Source organism: Sphingopyxis sp. 2PD, from assembly GCF_005503695.1.
In the GTDB taxonomy this organism is placed as follows: domain Bacteria; phylum Pseudomonadota; class Alphaproteobacteria; order Sphingomonadales; family Sphingomonadaceae; genus Sphingopyxis.
Genome location: NZ_SCMU01000020.1, coordinates 19,052 through 35,523 on the forward strand (window position 1 = coordinate 19,052; position 16,472 = coordinate 35,523).

Genomic DNA, 16,472 nt, shown 5'->3' on the forward strand with positions numbered 1-16,472 from the left:
GTGTCTCGACTTCGCTCGACACGAACGGCTAGAGGGATGATGAACGCCTTCACCGAATAGACGAAAGACCGACACCCTATGCCTTCAGGCCTTTTTGCCCTGCTCGACGATGTCGCCACGATCGCGAAAGTGGCGGCGGCGAGCATCGATGATATTGGCGCCGCGGCGTCGAAGGCGGGCGTCAAGGCCGCGGGCGTGGTGGTCGACGATGCCGCGGTCACCCCGCGCTACGTCACGGGGTTCCAGCCCAACCGCGAACTGCCGATCATCTGGCGGATCGCCAAGGGCTCGATGTTCAACAAGCTGGTGCTGATCCTGCCGGCGCTGCTGCTGCTATCCGCGGTGGCACAATGGGCGATCACACCGCTACTGATGGTCGGCGGCGCCTATCTGTGTTTCGAGGGCGCCGAGAAGGTGTGGCACAGCTTTGCCGCAAAGAAGCACAGCCTTGCCGAAGAGGCTGCCGAGGTTGTCGATCCGAACCATGAAGAAACCATGGTCAAGGGCGCGATCCGGACCGACTTCATCCTGTCAGCCGAAATCATGGTAATCGCGCTCAATGAAGTGCTGACCGAGCCGTTCGCGATGCGCGCTGCAACGCTGATCGTCGTGGCGATCGCGATCACGATCGCCGTGTATGGCGTCGTCGGGCTGATCGTGAAAATGGACGACATCGGCCTGCATATGGCCAAAGCCGGTTCGACGGCCCGGCGCGCGATCGGCCGTGGGCTGGTGAATTTCATGCCCAAGCTGCTTGCGACGCTGGCAATCGTCGGCACCGCCGCGATGCTGTGGGTCGGCGGGCAGATATTCCTGCACGGGCTGGATCAATATCATATCGGCAATCTTGGCCATGGCCTGCATGATTTTGCGCATGCGGTGGCGGGCGGTCTCCCCGGTGCCGGGTTCTGGGAGTGGCTGATAAACGCCGGCGGGGCCGGGGTGTTCGGATTGTTGTTGGGCGGGCTGATCGTCGCGGTGCTGCATCTGGTGCCGGGGAAGAAAGCCGCGCATTGACAGCCTTACTTCGTCATCCCGGCGAAGGCCGGGATCTCGCCGTGGCGTCGTAATGATATGTCGAGACCCCGGCCTTCGCCGGGGTGACGAGCAAAGAAATTACCCCAGCAACACCACCGGACTGTCGGCGCGCCAGTGCATGCTCACCCGGTCGTCCCAGGTGAAATCTTCCTGGTCGTGGCGCGACAAATTGGGCCGCGAGACGCGGATGCGCGCTCCGTCGTCGAGCTCGATTTCGAACAGGGTGATGTCGCCGAGGTAGCTCATCCCTTTGATCTTGCCGCGCGCGAAATTGTACCCGTCCGGGGCGTCCTGCGCCGCGGCTTTGACGGCTTTACCCTCGCCGGGGACGTGCAGATAGATTTTCTCGGGGCGCAGGGCGATCCATACATCGGCGCCGTGCGGGCCGGTGACGCCATGGTTGAGGTAAATCTTGCCGACCCCTGGACAGTCGACCGCGGCCTTGTCGGGCTCGTCAAGGGTCAGTTTGCCCTCAAAGATATTCACCGAACCGACGAAATCGGCGACGAAACGGTTCGATGGATATTCGTAGAGATCGGACGGGGTTGCGAGTTGTGCCACCTCACCCTTGTTGATCACCCCGATGCGGCACGCCATCGACAGCGCCTCGTCCTGGTCGTGGGTCACGGTCACAAAGGTGATGCCGACCTTTTCCTGCAATTCTGACAGCTCAAACTGCATCTGCGCGCGGAGCTTCGCGTCGAGTGCCGAGAGGGGTTCGTCGAGCAGCAGCACCTTGGGGCGCATCACCAGGCTGCGCGCGAGCGCGACGCGCTGGCGCTGGCCGCCCGACATCTGGTCGGGCATCCGCTCGCCAAAGCCGCCGAGTTTGACGAGTTCGAGCGCCTCGGCGACGCGGTCCTTGACCTCGCCGCCTTTTACCCCGGCGATCTTCAGCCCGTAAGCGACATTGTCGGCGACGCTCATGTGGGGGAACACCGCATAGCTTTGGAACACCATGTTCACCGGGCGCTTGTTCGGCGGGATGCCCGCCATATCCTGTCCGTCGATCAGGATGCGCCCTTCCGTCGGCAGCTCGAAACCGGCGATCATCCGCAGCAGCGTCGTCTTGCCGCAGCCCGACGGGCCAAGCAGGACGAAAAACTCCCCGGCGTTGATGTCGAGGCTGACATTGTCGACCGCGGTGACCTTGCCAAAGCGTTTCGAGACATTCTGGATCTGGATGATCGGTTTGGCGGGTTCGGTCATGGTCAGTGGGTTTCCGCAATAGCTTTCACGCCTTGGGCCTTGAGCGCGATGAAGGTCAGGATGACGGTCAGGATGATGAGCAGAGTCGACGCCGCATTGACCTCGGGCGTTACCGAGAAGCGGACCATCGAATAGACCTTCACCGGAAAGGTGATCGTGTCCGGGCCGCTGGTGAAATAGGTGATGACGAAATCGTCGAGGCTTAATGTGAAGGCGAGAAGCGCGCCCGCGACAAGCGCGGGCTTGATATGCGGGATCAGCACGTCGCGGAACACCTGCGCCTCGCTGGCGCCGAGGTCCTTGGCCGCCTCCTCCTGCTCGCGATTGAAGGTTGCGAGCCGCGAGCGGACGACCATTGTCACGAAGGGAAAGCAGAAAGTGATATGCGCGATCGTGATCGCGCCGAGGTTGAACGGCCAGACGAGATCGGTCGGCCAACCCACCGCGGCAAAGAACATCAGGAACGCGACGCCAAGACAGATTTCGGGAACGATGATCGGCAGCGAGATCGTGCCATCGATCGCACCCTTCCACGGGAAACGAAAGCGCCACAGCATCACCGCGGCTAGCGTCCCGAGAACGAGGCTGGCCAGCGTTGCCAGCGCCGCGATGGTCAGCGAATTGATCAGCGCCTCGACCAGCTGGTCATTACCCAGCGCCTTTTCATAATATTTGGTGGTGAAGCCGCGCCACACGACGTTGCGCTTGCTGTCGTTGAAGCTGAAGATCATCAGCACGACCAGCGGCGCGTAGAGAAAGACCATCACCGCGCCGACCCAAAGCCGCATCCACAGGGTGCGGCTATATTCGAGCGGGGCAATCGGTGCGCGTGCGAACAGGGCCATCAGCGAACCTCCGGCACTTTTTTGCGCATCGACTGGATCGCGATCAGGATGAACATCGCGTAGATGAGCAGGAAGGACAGCGCGGCGCCGAACGGCCAGTCATTGGCTTTCTTGAACTGCCGTTCGATGACGTTGGCGATCATCTGGCTGTCGGTGCCGCCCATCAGGTCGGGGGTCAGGTACGCCCCGAGCGCAGGAATCAGCGTGATCATCACCCCGGCGATAATGCCGGGCGCGGCCAGCGGGACGACGATGCGCATGATGGTGCGGAAATGCCCGGCGCCGAGGTCGAGGCTTGCCTCGATCAGGCTGCGGTCGAGCCGGTCGAGCGCAGCGTAGAGCGGCAGCACCATGAAGGGCAGATGGACATAGACGAGCCCGAAGACGACCGCGAAATTGTTGAACAGCAGCTGCACCGGCTCCCACGTCGGCAGCGGTTGCAGCCCGACAAGCGTCTTGATCCAGCTCGTCCCTTCCCACAGCGCCCCCATCCCCTTGTTCGCGAACCCCTGCGTGCCGAGCAGCATCATCAGCGCATAGGTGCGGATGAGGAGATTGGTCCAGAAGGGCAGCATGATGCCGAGCAGCAGCCACGGCCGCCATTTCTCGCTGGCAAAGGTAATCGCCATCGCGACCGGAAAGCCGACGATCAGGCAGATCAGCGTGACGAGCGCCGCGACCGCGAAGCTCTTGCCGAAGATGGTCAGGTACAGCCACTCGGTGGCGCGCTTGTAATTTTCGAGCGTGCCCGAAAACTCGATCTCGGTCAGGCCGCGATTTTCACCGAAACTGTAGAGCCAGACGATGGCCATCGGGATCAGGAAGAAAACGACCACCCAGAACAGGGTTGGCAGCGATACCGCCGCGAAGGTCCGTTTGCTCGTCTTCCAATCCTGTTCGGCCACCCCCCGAGCCTTTCTCGACTATGCCGCCCGTACCCGCGTGAAGGCTTCCTCATACAGCGGCTGCAAGGTCGGATTGAACTTGGCATATTCGCACTTCGCCAGCACGTCGGCGGGCGGATAGATGACCGGGTTGTTCTTGTAACTGTCGGGCATCAGCGCCTTTGCTGCGGCATTGGGGGTCGGGTAAAGGATCGTTTCGGTGATCTTCTTGCCGACCTCACCGTCGAGCAGATAGTTGATGAAGGCGTGGGCGTTCTTCGGATGCGGCGCGCCCTTCGGGATGCACAGATTATCCGAATTGAGCTGGCTGCCTTCGTTGGGCACGATGAAATCGATGTTGTCGTCCTCGGTCATCGCCTGCGCGATGTCGCCATTATATTCGAGCACCAGATCGATATCGCCCTTGAGCAGTAGATCCTGTCCATCGTCGACGTGGAAATTCTTCACATTGGGCTTCTGCTTGATCATCATCGCCTCGATCGTCGCGATGTCGGCCGGAGTCAGCGCGTTGACCGATTTGCCGAGATATTTGCCGTAGAGGCGGAACATGTCGCCGGCTTCGGACAGCCAGGCGATGCGGCCGGCATATTCGGGGCTGTCGAACAGCACCTTCCAGCTGTCGGGCTTCGCCTTCACCTTCGACTTGCGATAGCCGATCCCGAGCGCGAGCCAGGTGTAGGGCATCGAGAATTTGCGGCCCTGATCATAATCGACGTCGATGAAGGTTGGGTCGATATTCTTCATGTTGGGGATCGCGCCATGGTCGAGCGCCTGCAACATGTCCGCCTGCGCCATGCGTTCGACAAAGTCGTTCGAGGGCACGATGACGTCGTAACCGGGGTTCCCGGCCTTGAATTTCGCGAACAGCACATCGTTGCTGTCGAACAGGTCCATCTTGACCTCGACGCCCGACGCTTCCTTGAAATCGTCGAGCGTCGTCTCGCCGATATAGGTGTCCCAGTTGTAAAAGTTGAGCTTGGCTTCCTCGCCATTCGCGAGCTTCTTGCCTTCGCCCTTGCTGCACGCGGCGAGGCCGCCGAAGCTGATCCCGATCGCGGCGGCGCCCATCGCCTGAAGCAGCGAGCGGCGCCCGCGGGTCTGTTTGATCAGTTCGTTGAAATCCATCGCGAGCCTCCCTGTCTGTGACGTCAAGCTGACTCAATCGAGCGCGCTTGGGAAGAGGTTTTTTGCGCTGCACCAAGATTTCGTGAAACTTTCATGCGTTGCGCAGGTACCAATCGTAATCGAGCGTCGGGACAACGCTGAAATAATTATCCTGCTCGACGCGTTTGACGATGCTGAACATGTCGACGAAACGGTCGCCGAGATAATCGCGCATCAGTGTCGAGGCGTGGAAACGATCAACGGCGGCAAACCAGTTCGACGGGGGCTTGTCGTCGCCGCTGTTGTCGCGATCGTAACCGTTGCCGACGACCGCGGCGCCGGGATCGGCCTTCGTCGTCATGCCGTGGTGCATGCCCGCCAGCACGGCGGCGACCGCGAGATAGGGGTTGGCGTCGGCGCCGCAGGCGCGATGCTCGACATGACGGCTCGGCGGCGGGCCGGCGGGGATGCGGAACGACACAGTGCGGTTGTTGACGCCCCAGGTCGGCGCGACCGGGGCATAGCTGTTCGCCTTGAACCGGCGATAACTGTTCGCGTGCGGGGCAAAGAGCGCAAAGCCGTCGCCGACGGTGCCGATCATCCCGCCGATCGCGTGGCGCAGTGCCGGGGTGCCTTCGGGATCGTCGCTGGCGAAAATGTTGGTGCCGTTGTCGTCGTTCACCGACACATGGATGTGCATCCCGCTGCCCGCCTGATCGGCGAAGGGCTTGGCCATGAAAGTGGCTTCGAGGCCGTGCTGCTGCGCCACCGCCTTGACCAGCCGTTTGTACATGATCGCATCGTCGCAGGCGCGCAGCGCGTCCGGCTTGTGGCGCAAGGTCAGCTCGAACTGACCGGGGGCGAATTCGGATATCGCGCTTTCAAGCGGGATGTCCTGCGCGTCGGTCGCAGCATAGAGCGCGTCGAAGAAGGGGCGAAAATCGTCGAGCTCGCGCAGGCCATAGACTTCGACATTGCGCGGCGTGTCGCGGCTGTAGCCGGGGCGGGCAGGGCGGACCGTGCCATCGCGCGCGCGGCGCGGATCGACGAGGTAGAACTCCAGCTCGACCGCAAGCACCGGAGTCAGCCCGTCGGCAGTAAAGCGGTCGATCACGCGGCCAAGGACATGACGCGGATCGAGGTCGTGCGGAGTGCCGTCAAGCTCGTAGAAATCGACGAGGAACTGCGCGGCATGATCGCCGCCCCACGGAGTGCGGACGAGGGTGCCGGGGATCGGCTTCATCGAGCGGTCGGCGTCACCATCCTCCCACACCAGCCCGGTTTCGACGGTGTCCTGCCCGGTGATATCGACGACGGTGATCGATCCGGGGAACATCCGCCCACTTTCGTACACCGCCAGCACCTCATGCCGGCGCAGGCGCTTACCGCGCGGCACGCCGCCCATGTCGGTATAGATCATCTCGATCGAATCGACGTCAGGGTTGGCCTTGAAAAAAGCTTCCGCCTCCGACCGCGGCGCCACTACGCCCGATGATTTCGACATCGCCCCTCTACTCCTTCAACGCCTTTGCGCAGTCGGCGAACGCGCCGACCAGCCGGTCGATCTGGTCGTCGCCGGTAACCGGGCTCACCAACATCATATTGTGGAACGGCGCCAGCAAAATTCCGCGATTGGCGAGGAACAGGTGGATCGCGGCCTCGAGTTCAGGGTGCATCGCTGTCTTGGCTTCGCCGCCGTTGCGGGGCGGGGTGGGACAGGTCAGGAATTCGACCCGCGCGCCGACCTGGGTGACGTGCCAGTCGAGGCCGGCAGCGGCGATTTCCTGCTCGAGTCCCGCGACCAAGCGCGCGGCCCCGCGCAGCATATGATCGTAGGTGGCGGGGGTAATGACCTCGGACAGCATCGTATCCATCGCGGTGATCGCGAGCGCATTGGCGGACAGCGTCGTGCCGATGCCGCTGTGGCCCGGAGGGCGAGCGGCGTTCAGCGCCGCCATGCGCTCGGCGACCTCGGCGCTGAAGCCATAGACCGCGCAGGGGACGCCGCCGCCGATCGACTTGCCGACGACCATCAGGTCGGGTGTCGGGCCGTGGGTGACGCCATGGCCGCCATAGCCCGACGAGATGGTGTGGGTTTCGTCGAACACGAGCAGCGTGCCGGTTTCGTTGCAGAGCTTGCGCAGCGTCACGAGAAAGCCCGGCGCATCGCGTACCATCCCGACGTTGGTCATCACCGGCTCGGCAAGGACGCAGGCGATGTCGCCGGTGCGGAGGGCAGCAGCGAGCGCATCTTCGTCGTTGAACTCGATCACTGTCGTCGTATCGCGCAGGTCGAGGACCTGGCCGACCAGGCTGGCGCGCATGACCGGCGCACCGCCTTTCAAATCGACAAAAGCATCATCGACCGCGCCATGATAGGCGCCGTTGAAGATCAGCACCTTGCGCCGTCCGCTGATACCGCGACACCAGCGGATGACCGCGCGATTGGCTTCGGTCGCGGTGGTCGTGACCTGCCACTGCGGTAGTCCCAACATCGCGGCGAGCTTGACCGACAGCGCTGCGCCGCGTTCGGTGGGCAGCATATAGCTCAGCCCCTCGCTCGCCTGCTGCGCCAACGCGCTGACGAGAGCCGGCGGCGAGTGACCGAACAGGCTCGCCGTGTCGCCGAGGCAGAAATCGTCGTACGTCTGGCCGTCGATGCTGCTGAGCGTCGCGTTTCGCGCCGAGGCGGCGACGATGGGCACCGGGCTCGGCCAATCCTTCATCCAGTGGAACGGCACCGACTGAAACCATCCACTTGCCGCGGCCTGATGCGCGAAGGCGCGCGGGTTGGCGGCGCGGAAGCGTTCGGCTTCGCGGTCGGCAACGCGCGCGATGGCGGCATTGGCGATCATCCGAGCCTGTCCTTCATCGCATAATAGAGCAGCCCCAGCGTCGCGAGCGGCTGGCGCAGCCATTTGCCGCCGGGGAAGGGGCGGCTGGGCAGGCTGGCGAGCACATCGAACCGCTCGGCGGTCCCCGCCATCGCCTCGGCAATCAGTTCACCCGCCAGCGTCGTCACCAGCGCGCCATGCCCCGAAAAGCCGTGCGCGAAAAAGACACTCCCGCGCCGCCCGATATGTGGCAGCCGGTTCATCGTCACCGCCACCGCGCCGCCCCAGCCATAGTCGATCGGCGCTTTGGCGATCTGCGGAAAGACTTCCGTCATGAACGGCCGCACGAACGCCGCGATGTCGCGCGGTGGCGTCTGCGAATAACGCTCACCACCGCCGAAAATCAGCCGCTTGTCGGCGGACAGGCGGAAATAGTTGAGCACGAAGCGGCTGTCGGCGACCGCGGCGTCGCTTGGCAACAGGTCATCGGCGTTCACGAGCGGCGCGGTCGCGATATTATAGTTCATGATCGGCACGGTGTAGCGGCCAAGGTCAGGCTCGATATGGCCAATCCAACTGTCGGTCGCATCGATCACGAAGCGCGCAGCGATATGCGCGCGATCGGACATCACCCCGGGTCCTTCAGGATAATCGGTGATGCGATGGACGCGCTCACGCTCCCAAATGCGGACGCCAGCGGCTTCGGCGGCCTGCGCGAGGCCGATCGCATAGTTTAGCGGGTGGAAATGACCGCCCTGCGGGTCATGGATGCCGCCATGGTACAGCGGGCTGGCGATATGCTGCGCCATGTCCGCTTTGGCGACGACATCGGTCCGGTAGCCGAAACGGTTTGCAAGATAATCGGCCTCGCGCCGCATCGCGCCGAAATCCTTGGGCGTCCAAGCGGCTTCCAGATGTCCGGTTTTCAGGTCACAGTCGACGCCGTGCTTTTCGATCCGGGCCTTAACGCGGTTGTTGCGCCAGCACAGGTCAAACAGCGCATCGGCGCGATCGCGGCCGAATTCGGATTCCAGTTCTGACGCCGTCCAGCGAAGTCCCGGGATCAGCTGGCCGCCGTTGCGACCCGATGCGCCAAAGCCGATATGCTCGCGTTCGATCAGGATGACCGAAAAGCCGCGCTCGGCGCAAGCCAGCGCGGCGGACAATCCCGTAAACCCACCGCCGATCACCGCGACGTCGCAGCTGCAATTGTCCCCGTCGAAGGGGCGCGGCCGCCACGCGCGCGCGGTTGCGGCATAATAGCTGTGGTTCAGCGGATCGGTCATTCAGACACCACCCTCTAAGCCCGTTCATGTCGCGCGAAGTCGAGACACCGCTCATGCCTGCGCGGCGTCTCGACTTCGCTCGACACGAACGGAAAGGGCGGGCTGAATGTCATCGGCGGGTCAGACCCGCATCAGCAGATGTTCGCGCTCCCAGCTCGACACCACCGACTGATAGTTGAACAGCTCATAATCCTTCACCGCAAAGAAAATCTCGAAGAAATCGTCGCCGAGCAGGTTGCGGACCTTCTTGCACGAGCTGAACCGGTCGAGCGCCGCCTCCAGCGTGCGGGGCAGGGTGCGGGCGCGGTTGTACGCGCTGCCCGCGATCGGCTTGGGCGGCACCATGCGGTCGACCATGCCGATATAACCGCACACCAGCGACGCGGCGATCGCCAGATAAGGATTGCTGTCGGCGCCGGGCAGGCGGTTTTCGACGCGGCGATTGTGTTTGTCCGACACGGGAACGCGGAATCCGCACGAGCGATTGTCGACGCCCCACTGGACGTTGATCGGCGCCGCGCTGTCGGGGCGCATGCGGCGGAAGCTGTTGACGTTCGGCGCCCACAGCGGCGCGATCTGCGGCATGAAGCGGATCAGTCCGGCGACATAGGACCGGAACGCCGCGCTGTCGCGTCCGTTGGCGGTCGAAAACAGGTTTTTGCCGGTGGCCGCATCGACCACCGATTGGTGGATGTGCATCGCGCTGCCCGGCTGCCCCGCCATCGGGTTCGCCATGAAGGTCGCATAGACATTGTGCTGCTTGGCGACGCCGCGCACGACGCGCTTGAACAGGAAGACCTCGTCGGCGAGCCGTAGCGGGTCGCCATGCTCGAAATTCACCTCGAGCTGCGCCGCGCCCATCTCGTGAATCATCGTGTCGATATCGAGCCCCATCAGCTCGCAATCGTCATAGATATGATCGATGATATCCTCATATTCGTTCATCGCCTCCAGCCCGTAGGGCTGGCTGGCGCTCTCGCTGCGGCCCGACTGGCCGACCGGCGGGGTCAACGGGAAATCAGGGTCGGCGTTCGGTGAGACGAGGTAGAATTCGACCTCGGGCGCGATGATCGGCTTCCACCCCTTTTCAGCATAAAGCGCGAGCACTTTCTTGAGGATGGTGCGCGGTGCAATGTCGACCTCGGTCCCGTCGCCGTTAAATGCGTCGGCGATGACGAAGGCGGTGGGCGAGGTAAAGCCCGGCGCGACACAGATCGTGCTGGGATCGGCGATCAGGATCTTGTCGGGATCCTTGTCCCAGATGTCGTCGATGTCCTCGGGATAATGGCCGTCGATCGTACAGATGAAAACGCTGCCCGGAATACGCAGCGACTTGTCCTTGACCGACGACAGGAACTTCTTGGCCGGCAGCACCTTGCCGCGCTGGACCCCGTTGATGTCGGGGACGATACATTCGACTTCGTCGATTTTATGGTCGCTGATCCATTGTTCCAGATTGACTGACATGCGCCCCCGATTGGGCCGAGGAGCCGGCCCGTTTGTGGAACGCCAGCGTATCGCAAGCCGGGACGAAGCGCCAGAGGGGCCGTTATCGGCCATTTTCGGCGTTGCCAGCCCCGCGTTTGCTAGCCACATTGCAGATCGTCATCGCGAGCAAAGCGAAGCAATCCAGGGCGGCTTACGCCTGCTCTGGATTGCGGCGTCGCTTCGCTCGTCGCAATGACGGTCAATGGCAGCGGAGGGCGGCACGCGATGAAGGGCGAAAATGATCCACTGGCAGCCTTCTGGATGCCGTTTACCGCGAATAAGGCCTACAAGGCGCACCCGCGCCAGCTCGTTTCGGCGAGCGGCATGTACTACCAGTCGGGCGATGGGCGCGACATTCTCGACGGCACATCGGGCCTCTGGTGCAGCAATGCCGGGCATTGCCGCCCCGAGATCACCGAAGCCATCGCGAAAGCAGCCGCAACGCTCGATTTTGCGCCGACCTTCCAGCTCGGCCACCCGCTGCCGTTCGAACTGGCGCAGCGCCTTGCGGCGCTGATGCCCGACGGCCTCGACCGGATATTTTTCACCAACAGCGGGTCCGAGTCGGTCGATACGGCGTTGAAAATCGCGCTGGCGATCCAGCGCGCCAAAGGGCAGGGGACGCGCACCCGACTGATTGGGCGCGAGCGCGGCTATCACGGCACCGGCTTTGGCGGGATCAGCGTCGGCGGGCTCGTCAACAACCGCCGCGCCTTTGGCGGCGGGCTGCCCGGCGTCGATCATCTGCGTCACACGCACGACATCGCGCGAAATGCCTTCACGCGCGGCTTTCCGCAGCATGGCGCCGAGCTGGCCGACGATCTCCAGCGTCTGGTCGACCTGCACGGCGCCGAAACGATCGCGGCGGTGATCGTCGAACCGATGGCGGGCTCGACCGGCGTGTTGATCCCCCCGGTCGGCTATTTGCAGCGGCTGCGCGAGATCTGCGACAAGCACGGCATCATCCTGATTTTCGACGAGGTCATCACCGCTTTCGGCCGCGTCGGCGGCGCAACGGCAGCAGGGCAATGGGGCGTGACGCCCGACATCGTCACCATGGCGAAGGGATTGACCAACGCCGCGGTGCCGATGGGCGCCGTCGCGGTGAAGCGCGAACTGCACGATGCGGTGCTCGACAGCGTCGATGCGGGCATCGAGCTGTTCCACGGCTACACCTATTCAGGCCACCCGTTGGCGAGCGCCGCCGGGATCGCGACGCTCGATCTTTACGCGCGCGACGGCTTGTTCGACCGGGCGAATGAACTCGCGAGCGATTGGGAGGAAGCGGCGCACAGCTTGAAAGGGCGACGCCATGTCATCGACATCCGGACCATCGGTCTGGTGGCCGGGATCGAACTGGAGCCGCGCCCCGGCGCGCCGACCGCGCGCGCGATGGAGCTGTTCCACGCCTGTTTCGACAATGGCCTGTTGGTGCGCGCGACCGGCGACATCATTGCGCTGTCGCCGCCGCTGATTGTCGAGAAAAATCAGATCGAGGAAATGTTCGGAAAGATCGGCGATCTTGTCGATCGTATCGACTGACGAATTCGGTCAGTCCAGCATATCTGCAATCACGCGCCGCAGTTCGCGTCGCGAAAGCGTCGGCGACCGCCGCGCTGGTTTTTCGGCCCGCGCTTCGATGGCGCTATAGGGGCGGAGAAGGGAAGGAAACGCATTTAGTTTGAAGTACATATTATCCTTTGGTTTTCTTTTTGTTTTCAGATTGAAGAAAGGTCGGCGATATGCCCGGCGGGGCAAACCGCCGATCGAAAAATGGTGACGGGGCCGACAAATTTCAAGATGCCGCTGAGAGGACGCGCCCGCTGTCAGTCCTCGCTCACCAGCGGGAAGGTGACCGAAACCCGCGTTCCCTTGCCGACCTCGCTTTCGATGTCGAGTTGGCCCTGGTGGCGCTCGCTGATGTGCTTGACGATAGCAAGGCCAAGCCCGGTACCACCGACCGATCGACTACGCGCCTCGTCGACCCGGTAGAAACGCTCGGTCAGGCGTGGCAGGTGGTCGGGCGCGATGCCGTCCCCTTCGTCGCTCACCGACAGGCGTATGCGGCGCCCTTCGCGCGCGAGTTCGACGGTGACGGGGGTATCGGCATGGCCATATTTCATCGCGTTCGACACGATGTTGTGGGCAAGCTGTTTCAGTTGCGCTTCGTCGCCCAGAATCAGCGCGGGTTCATCGCCGAACCGGGTCACGACGTCCTTGGCGCGCGCGGGTTCGCTGTCGCCAAGCTGCGCGACGGTGGTGCGCAGGATTGCGCCCAGATCGACTGTCGTCGTCGGGCGCCGAAAGCGGTCGGCCTCGACGCGCGAGATCGACAGCAGGTCAATGACAAGTTGCTGCATCCGCCGCGCCTCGCGCTCGATGATCGACAGGAAACGGTCGCGGGTTGACGCGTCGGTGTCGCCGTTCATTTCCTGTAGCGTCTCGACATATCCAAGGATCGCGGCGAGCGGTGTGCGCAGCTCGTGGCTGGCGTTGGCGACAAAGTCCGACCGCATCCGGTCGGCGGCGTCGATCGCCGAGCGATCGGACAGGAAGATGATATTCTCGCTGCCCGACAAGGCGGCAATCCGCATGGTCCAGCGCTGGCCCGGCCGCGGAAAATCGACCAGGTTGACCGGCTCCAGCGGCGTGCCGCCCTGGATATGCGACAGCCATTCGGTCGCTGCCGGATGCCGGATCGCGGTCCGGACGTCGGCGCCGACGATATGCCGCCCAAGCAGTCGGACGGCAGCGTCGTTGGCGATGGTCACGATATTGTCGGCAGTACCGAGCAGGGGCTCTTTTTCCTGATCGACCCAATGCGCGAAATCGGGATGGCGGAGGAGCGACGTCGGGGCAATGGTGGTGGGAGAAGGGGGAGCGGTCGAAGGTTCGGCGATGCTGGCGGGAAGCGCGCTGTAAACGGTCCAAGCGGCGATGCAGCCGACGATCGCCATGATTGCGATCGCCAACAGGTCGCCACCGGTCAATGCGGCAAAGATCGCCGCGATGACGATCATGGTGAGCGCAATGACGAGGCTGGACAGGCGATCGAACATCGTCTGCCGCCTCGCACGAAGCAAGGGGCAGGCGCAAGGCCGTTTGCGGGTGTTAACGCTTCGGCGGCGGATGTCCCAAACCGGGATGCAGGCGGTCGTGCGCGGTGTTTTGCTTTTCCTTGCGTCGTCATTGGGTTATGCGCGGCGCATGGATAATCGCGAAATTCCAACCGAGAACGCCGCCAGCCCCGACGACGCCATTCCCTCACGGCGGCGCATGTTGGCGCTTGGCGCAGTGGGCGTGTCGGCGGCGCTGACGATCCGTCCCGCCTTTGCACAGACAGCGGTATCGGTGATGAATTGCCAGATACCTGTGCCGGGTCCGGGCGGCGCGGGTCAATTTATCGATGCGCAGGGCAAGCTGGTGCCGCCGGGCACAAAGGGGGCGTTTCCAGGCGCCCTGCGGCCCTTCACGGGCGAAGAAGTGAAACGCGCATTCCGGGGCCAGACGCTCCCCGGTACGACCTATAATCAGTCGCAAGCGTATCTGCAGTACATCCGGCGCTTGCAGGCAGGGCAGAGCGGCTTTACCTGTTTCGCGTCGATCACGACGTCGCGCTGATTTTCGCTCTTTCGCGGGCGACGTCGGTTTAGCCGCGTCGCCAGCCAAAGGAGTTTTCGTGAAATTAGCTTCGCTCAAGCACGGCCGTGACGGCCGTCTCGTTGTCGTTTCGGACGATCTGGCCTGGTATGCCGACGCTGGTCAGATCGCGGCGACAATGCAGGCGGCGCTCGATAATTGGGCCTATGCGGCGCCGCGGCTGGCGGCGCTGGCAGAAGACCTGAATCACGACGCGATTCCCAAGGAGCGATTTCACGAGCGCGATGCGGCATCGCCATTGCCGCGCGCTTATCAATGGGCCGACGGCAGCGCCTATGTGAACCATGTCGCGCTGGTCCGGCAGGCGCGCGGCGCCGAAATGCCCGACAGCTTCTGGCACGATCCGCTGATGTATCAGGGGGGCAGCGATGCGTTTCTGGCGCCGCGCGATCCGATCCCGCTCGCCGACCCGGCCTGGGGCTGCGATATGGAGGCGGAAGTCGTCGTCGTGACCGGCGATGTCCCCGCGGGGATCGACGCGGTCGCGGCGCGCGACAAGATTTTGCTGGTCGGGCTGACCAACGACGTGTCGCTGCGCGGGTTGATCCCGGGCGAACTCGCCAAGGGGTTCGGCTTTTTCCAGTCGAAGCCGTCGAGCGCGATGTCGCCGGTGTTCGTGACGCCCGAAGCGCTGGGCGCGCGCTGGCAGGACGGCAAGCTGCATGGCACGCTGTGCGTTGACCTCAACGGACAACCGCTGGGCCGCGCCGATGCCGGCGTCGACATGACCTTTGATTTCGGGGCTTTGATCGCCCATGCGGCCAAGACGCGCGATCTGGGCGCGGGGACGATCATCGGGTCGGGGACGGTATCCAATCGCGACGCCGATGGCGGCCCCGGCAAGCCGATCGCCGAGGGCGGTTTGGGCTATAGCTGTCTGGCCGAGGTGCGGACGGTGGAGACGATCCAGCAAGGCGAACCCAAGACGCCGTTCATGCAAAAGGGCGACACGGTCCGGATCTGGATGGACGACGAACGCCACCACAGCATCTTTGGCGCAATCGAACAGCAGGTTGCCTGAATGAAAAAGGGGCGGGATTGATCCCGCCCCTTGTTTCCTATGGGTGAACCGCCGCCGGATCAGCCGAAGCTGCCGCCCGACATGGCATCGCTGAGCGAACAGGCCGCCGGGCCCAGAATGACGATGAACAAAACCGGCAGAATGAACAGGATCAGCGGCACCGTCATGATCGCCGGCAGGCGTGCGGCCTTTTCCTCGGCGCGCATCATGCGTTCATTACGAAACTCTGCCGACAGCACGCGCAGCGCACTGGCGAGCGGCGTACCATATTTTTCGGTCTGGATCATGGTCGTGACCACGCCCTTCACCGACTCCAGATTGACGCGATAGGCCAGATTTTCGAACGCTTGGCGGCGCTCGGTCAGAAAGCCCAGCTCGATCGAGGTCAGCGCAAACTCCTCGCCGAGTTCGGGATAGGCCCGGCCCAATTCCTTCGACACGCGCGCGAAGGCGGAGTCGACGGTCAAACCGGCTTCGGCGCAGATCACCAGGAGGTCGAGCGCGTCGGGCAGACCCTTGCGGATCGCGTCGGTTCGCTTGGTCCGCTTGTTCTGAACGAACAGGTCGGGTGCCTTGTAGCCGAGGATCAGCGCCGCCATCGTCGCGCCCGAGCGTTTGAACGGCGTGAGATCGGGCCACATGTCGAGGCCGTAAATCAGAAACGCGGCAAGACCGCCAAACACGATCGGCAGCACCAGGCGGCCGAAAATCACCGCAACCGCCAGATCCTTTGACCGGATCCCCGCTTGCGCCAGTTTTTGCTGAACCTCTTTGACCTGGCCTTCTTGCAGCACCTGAAGCTTGCCCAGGAAGGTCCGCATCTTGTCGGCGTGCTGGTTCTTGCGGACCAGCTTGGCGCGGCGTTTCGCGGTCGATGCCGTGATACCGGCCTTCAGCTGTTCGCGGCGTTCGTTGAGCGCCTTGACGCGCTTGGTCATCGGATTGCGCACCGTCAGCGCGCCATAAATGGCGAACAGAACGGCAAAGACGCCGACCGCGGCCAGCATGGTACCGGCCCAGATCACGTCGACGCCCATCAGCGTCGGCCCAGCCTGGGCGCCGGTGAAGGTGGTCAGAAGGAG

General features: G+C 63.3%; 14 protein-coding genes. 4 read left to right on the forward strand and 10 right to left on the reverse strand.

Features of this window, described 5'->3' with window-relative positions:
• The first annotated feature begins 78 nt into the window (after positions 1 to 78).
• Positions 79 to 1,017: a DUF808 domain-containing protein gene (locus FFS18_RS12850; RefSeq protein ID WP_120216594.1), complete on the forward strand. Its 939-nt coding sequence runs from the start codon at positions 79 to 81 to the stop codon at positions 1,015 to 1,017.
• A gap of 99 nt (positions 1,018 to 1,116) precedes the next feature.
• Here the strand turns inward: FFS18_RS12850 and FFS18_RS12855 are convergent, their stop codons facing one another.
• From FFS18_RS12855 to FFS18_RS12890, 8 genes are all read right to left on the reverse strand, one after another.
• Positions 1,117 to 2,247, reverse strand: coding sequence for an ABC transporter ATP-binding protein (locus FFS18_RS12855; RefSeq protein ID WP_137871125.1), 1,131 nt, complete (start codon positions 2,245 to 2,247; stop codon positions 1,117 to 1,119).
• A gap of 2 nt (positions 2,248 to 2,249) precedes the next feature.
• Positions 2,250 to 3,092 carry an ABC transporter permease gene (locus FFS18_RS12860; protein WP_137871126.1) on the reverse strand — a complete coding sequence of 281 codons (843 nt, stop codon included), beginning with the start codon at positions 3,090 to 3,092 and terminating at the stop codon, positions 2,250 to 2,252.
• A complete protein-coding gene (locus FFS18_RS12865) occupies positions 3,092 to 3,997 on the reverse strand; it encodes an ABC transporter permease (protein ID WP_137871127.1) in 906 nt (301 codons plus the stop codon). Before FFS18_RS12865 ends, FFS18_RS12860 begins: the two co-directional genes overlap by 1 nt.
• A gap of 18 nt (positions 3,998 to 4,015) precedes the next feature.
• Entirely contained in the window at positions 4,016 to 5,122 is a 1,107-nt protein-coding gene (locus FFS18_RS12870) for an ABC transporter substrate-binding protein (RefSeq protein ID WP_137871128.1), read from the reverse strand.
• A 91-nt stretch (positions 5,123 to 5,213) separates the two neighbouring features.
• Positions 5,214 to 6,605, reverse strand: coding sequence for a glutamine synthetase family protein (locus FFS18_RS12875; RefSeq protein ID WP_137871129.1), 1,392 nt, complete (start codon positions 6,603 to 6,605; stop codon positions 5,214 to 5,216).
• A 7-nt stretch (positions 6,606 to 6,612) separates the two neighbouring features.
• Positions 6,613 to 7,956: an aspartate aminotransferase family protein gene (locus tag FFS18_RS12880; RefSeq protein ID WP_137871130.1), complete on the reverse strand. Its 1,344-nt coding sequence runs from the start codon at positions 7,954 to 7,956 to the stop codon at positions 6,613 to 6,615.
• Entirely contained in the window at positions 7,953 to 9,221 is a 1,269-nt protein-coding gene (locus FFS18_RS12885) for an NAD(P)/FAD-dependent oxidoreductase (RefSeq protein WP_120216587.1), read from the reverse strand. The genes FFS18_RS12880 and FFS18_RS12885 overlap by 4 nt, the downstream gene beginning before the upstream one ends.
• Before the next feature lie 120 nt (positions 9,222 to 9,341).
• Complete coding sequence (locus FFS18_RS12890) at positions 9,342 to 10,688, reverse strand: glutamine synthetase family protein (RefSeq protein ID WP_120216586.1); 1,347 nt, start codon at positions 10,686 to 10,688, stop codon at positions 9,342 to 9,344.
• Positions 10,689 to 10,934: 246 nt separating this feature from the next.
• Here FFS18_RS12890 and aptA point away from each other — a divergent pair, with 246 nt between their 5' ends.
• Complete coding sequence (gene aptA / locus FFS18_RS12895; protein ID WP_137871131.1) at positions 10,935 to 12,251, forward strand: omega-aminotransferase AptA; 1,317 nt, start codon at positions 10,935 to 10,937, stop codon at positions 12,249 to 12,251.
• Positions 12,252 to 12,535: 284 nt separating this feature from the next.
• On the opposite strand, the gene FFS18_RS12900 is transcribed toward aptA, so the two are convergent.
• Positions 12,536 to 13,768 (reverse strand): sensor histidine kinase, encoded by a 1,233-nt coding sequence (locus FFS18_RS12900; RefSeq protein WP_137871132.1) that lies wholly within the window; start codon positions 13,766 to 13,768, stop codon positions 12,536 to 12,538.
• Positions 13,769 to 13,916: 148 nt separating this feature from the next.
• Here FFS18_RS12900 and FFS18_RS12905 point away from each other — a divergent pair, with 148 nt between their 5' ends.
• A complete protein-coding gene (locus FFS18_RS12905; RefSeq protein WP_137871151.1) occupies positions 13,917 to 14,330 on the forward strand; it encodes a hypothetical protein in 414 nt (137 codons plus the stop codon).
• A gap of 58 nt (positions 14,331 to 14,388) precedes the next feature.
• Positions 14,389 to 15,390, forward strand: a complete 1,002-nt coding sequence (locus tag FFS18_RS12910) for a fumarylacetoacetate hydrolase family protein (protein WP_120216584.1) — start codon at positions 14,389 to 14,391, stop codon at positions 15,388 to 15,390.
• A gap of 59 nt (positions 15,391 to 15,449) precedes the next feature.
• On the opposite strand, the gene FFS18_RS12915 is transcribed toward FFS18_RS12910, so the two are convergent.
• Positions 15,450 to 16,427 carry a type II secretion system F family protein gene (locus tag FFS18_RS12915; protein WP_137871152.1) on the reverse strand — a complete coding sequence of 326 codons (978 nt, stop codon included), beginning with the start codon at positions 16,425 to 16,427 and terminating at the stop codon, positions 15,450 to 15,452.
• Between the last annotated feature and the right edge of the window lie 45 nt (positions 16,428 to 16,472).

Coding starts and splice junctions, on each gene's coding strand:
- FFS18_RS12850 (WP_120216594.1), top strand. CDS start 79: ATGCCTTCAGGCCTTTTTGCCCTGCTCGACGATGTCGCCACGATCGCG.
- FFS18_RS12855 (WP_137871125.1), bottom strand. CDS start 2,247: ATGACCGAACCCGCCAAACCGATCATCCAGATCCAGAATGTCTCGAAA.
- FFS18_RS12860 (WP_137871126.1), bottom strand. CDS start 3,092: ATGGCCCTGTTCGCACGCGCACCGATTGCCCCGCTCGAATATAGCCGC.
- FFS18_RS12870 (WP_137871128.1), bottom strand. CDS start 5,122: ATGGATTTCAACGAACTGATCAAACAGACCCGCGGGCGCCGCTCGCTG.
- FFS18_RS12875 (WP_137871129.1), bottom strand. CDS start 6,605: ATGTCGAAATCATCGGGCGTAGTGGCGCCGCGGTCGGAGGCGGAAGCT.
- FFS18_RS12880 (WP_137871130.1), bottom strand. CDS start 7,956: ATGATCGCCAATGCCGCCATCGCGCGCGTTGCCGACCGCGAAGCCGAA.
- FFS18_RS12885 (WP_120216587.1), bottom strand. CDS start 9,221: ATGACCGATCCGCTGAACCACAGCTATTATGCCGCAACCGCGCGCGCG.
- FFS18_RS12890 (WP_120216586.1), bottom strand. CDS start 10,688: ATGTCAGTCAATCTGGAACAATGGATCAGCGACCATAAAATCGACGAA.
- aptA (WP_137871131.1), top strand. CDS start 10,935: ATGAAGGGCGAAAATGATCCACTGGCAGCCTTCTGGATGCCGTTTACC.
- FFS18_RS12900 (WP_137871132.1), bottom strand. CDS start 13,768: ATGTTCGATCGCCTGTCCAGCCTCGTCATTGCGCTCACCATGATCGTC.
- FFS18_RS12905 (WP_137871151.1), top strand. CDS start 13,917: ATGGATAATCGCGAAATTCCAACCGAGAACGCCGCCAGCCCCGACGAC.
- FFS18_RS12915 (WP_137871152.1), bottom strand. CDS start 16,427: ATGGGCGTCGACGTGATCTGGGCCGGTACCATGCTGGCCGCGGTCGGC.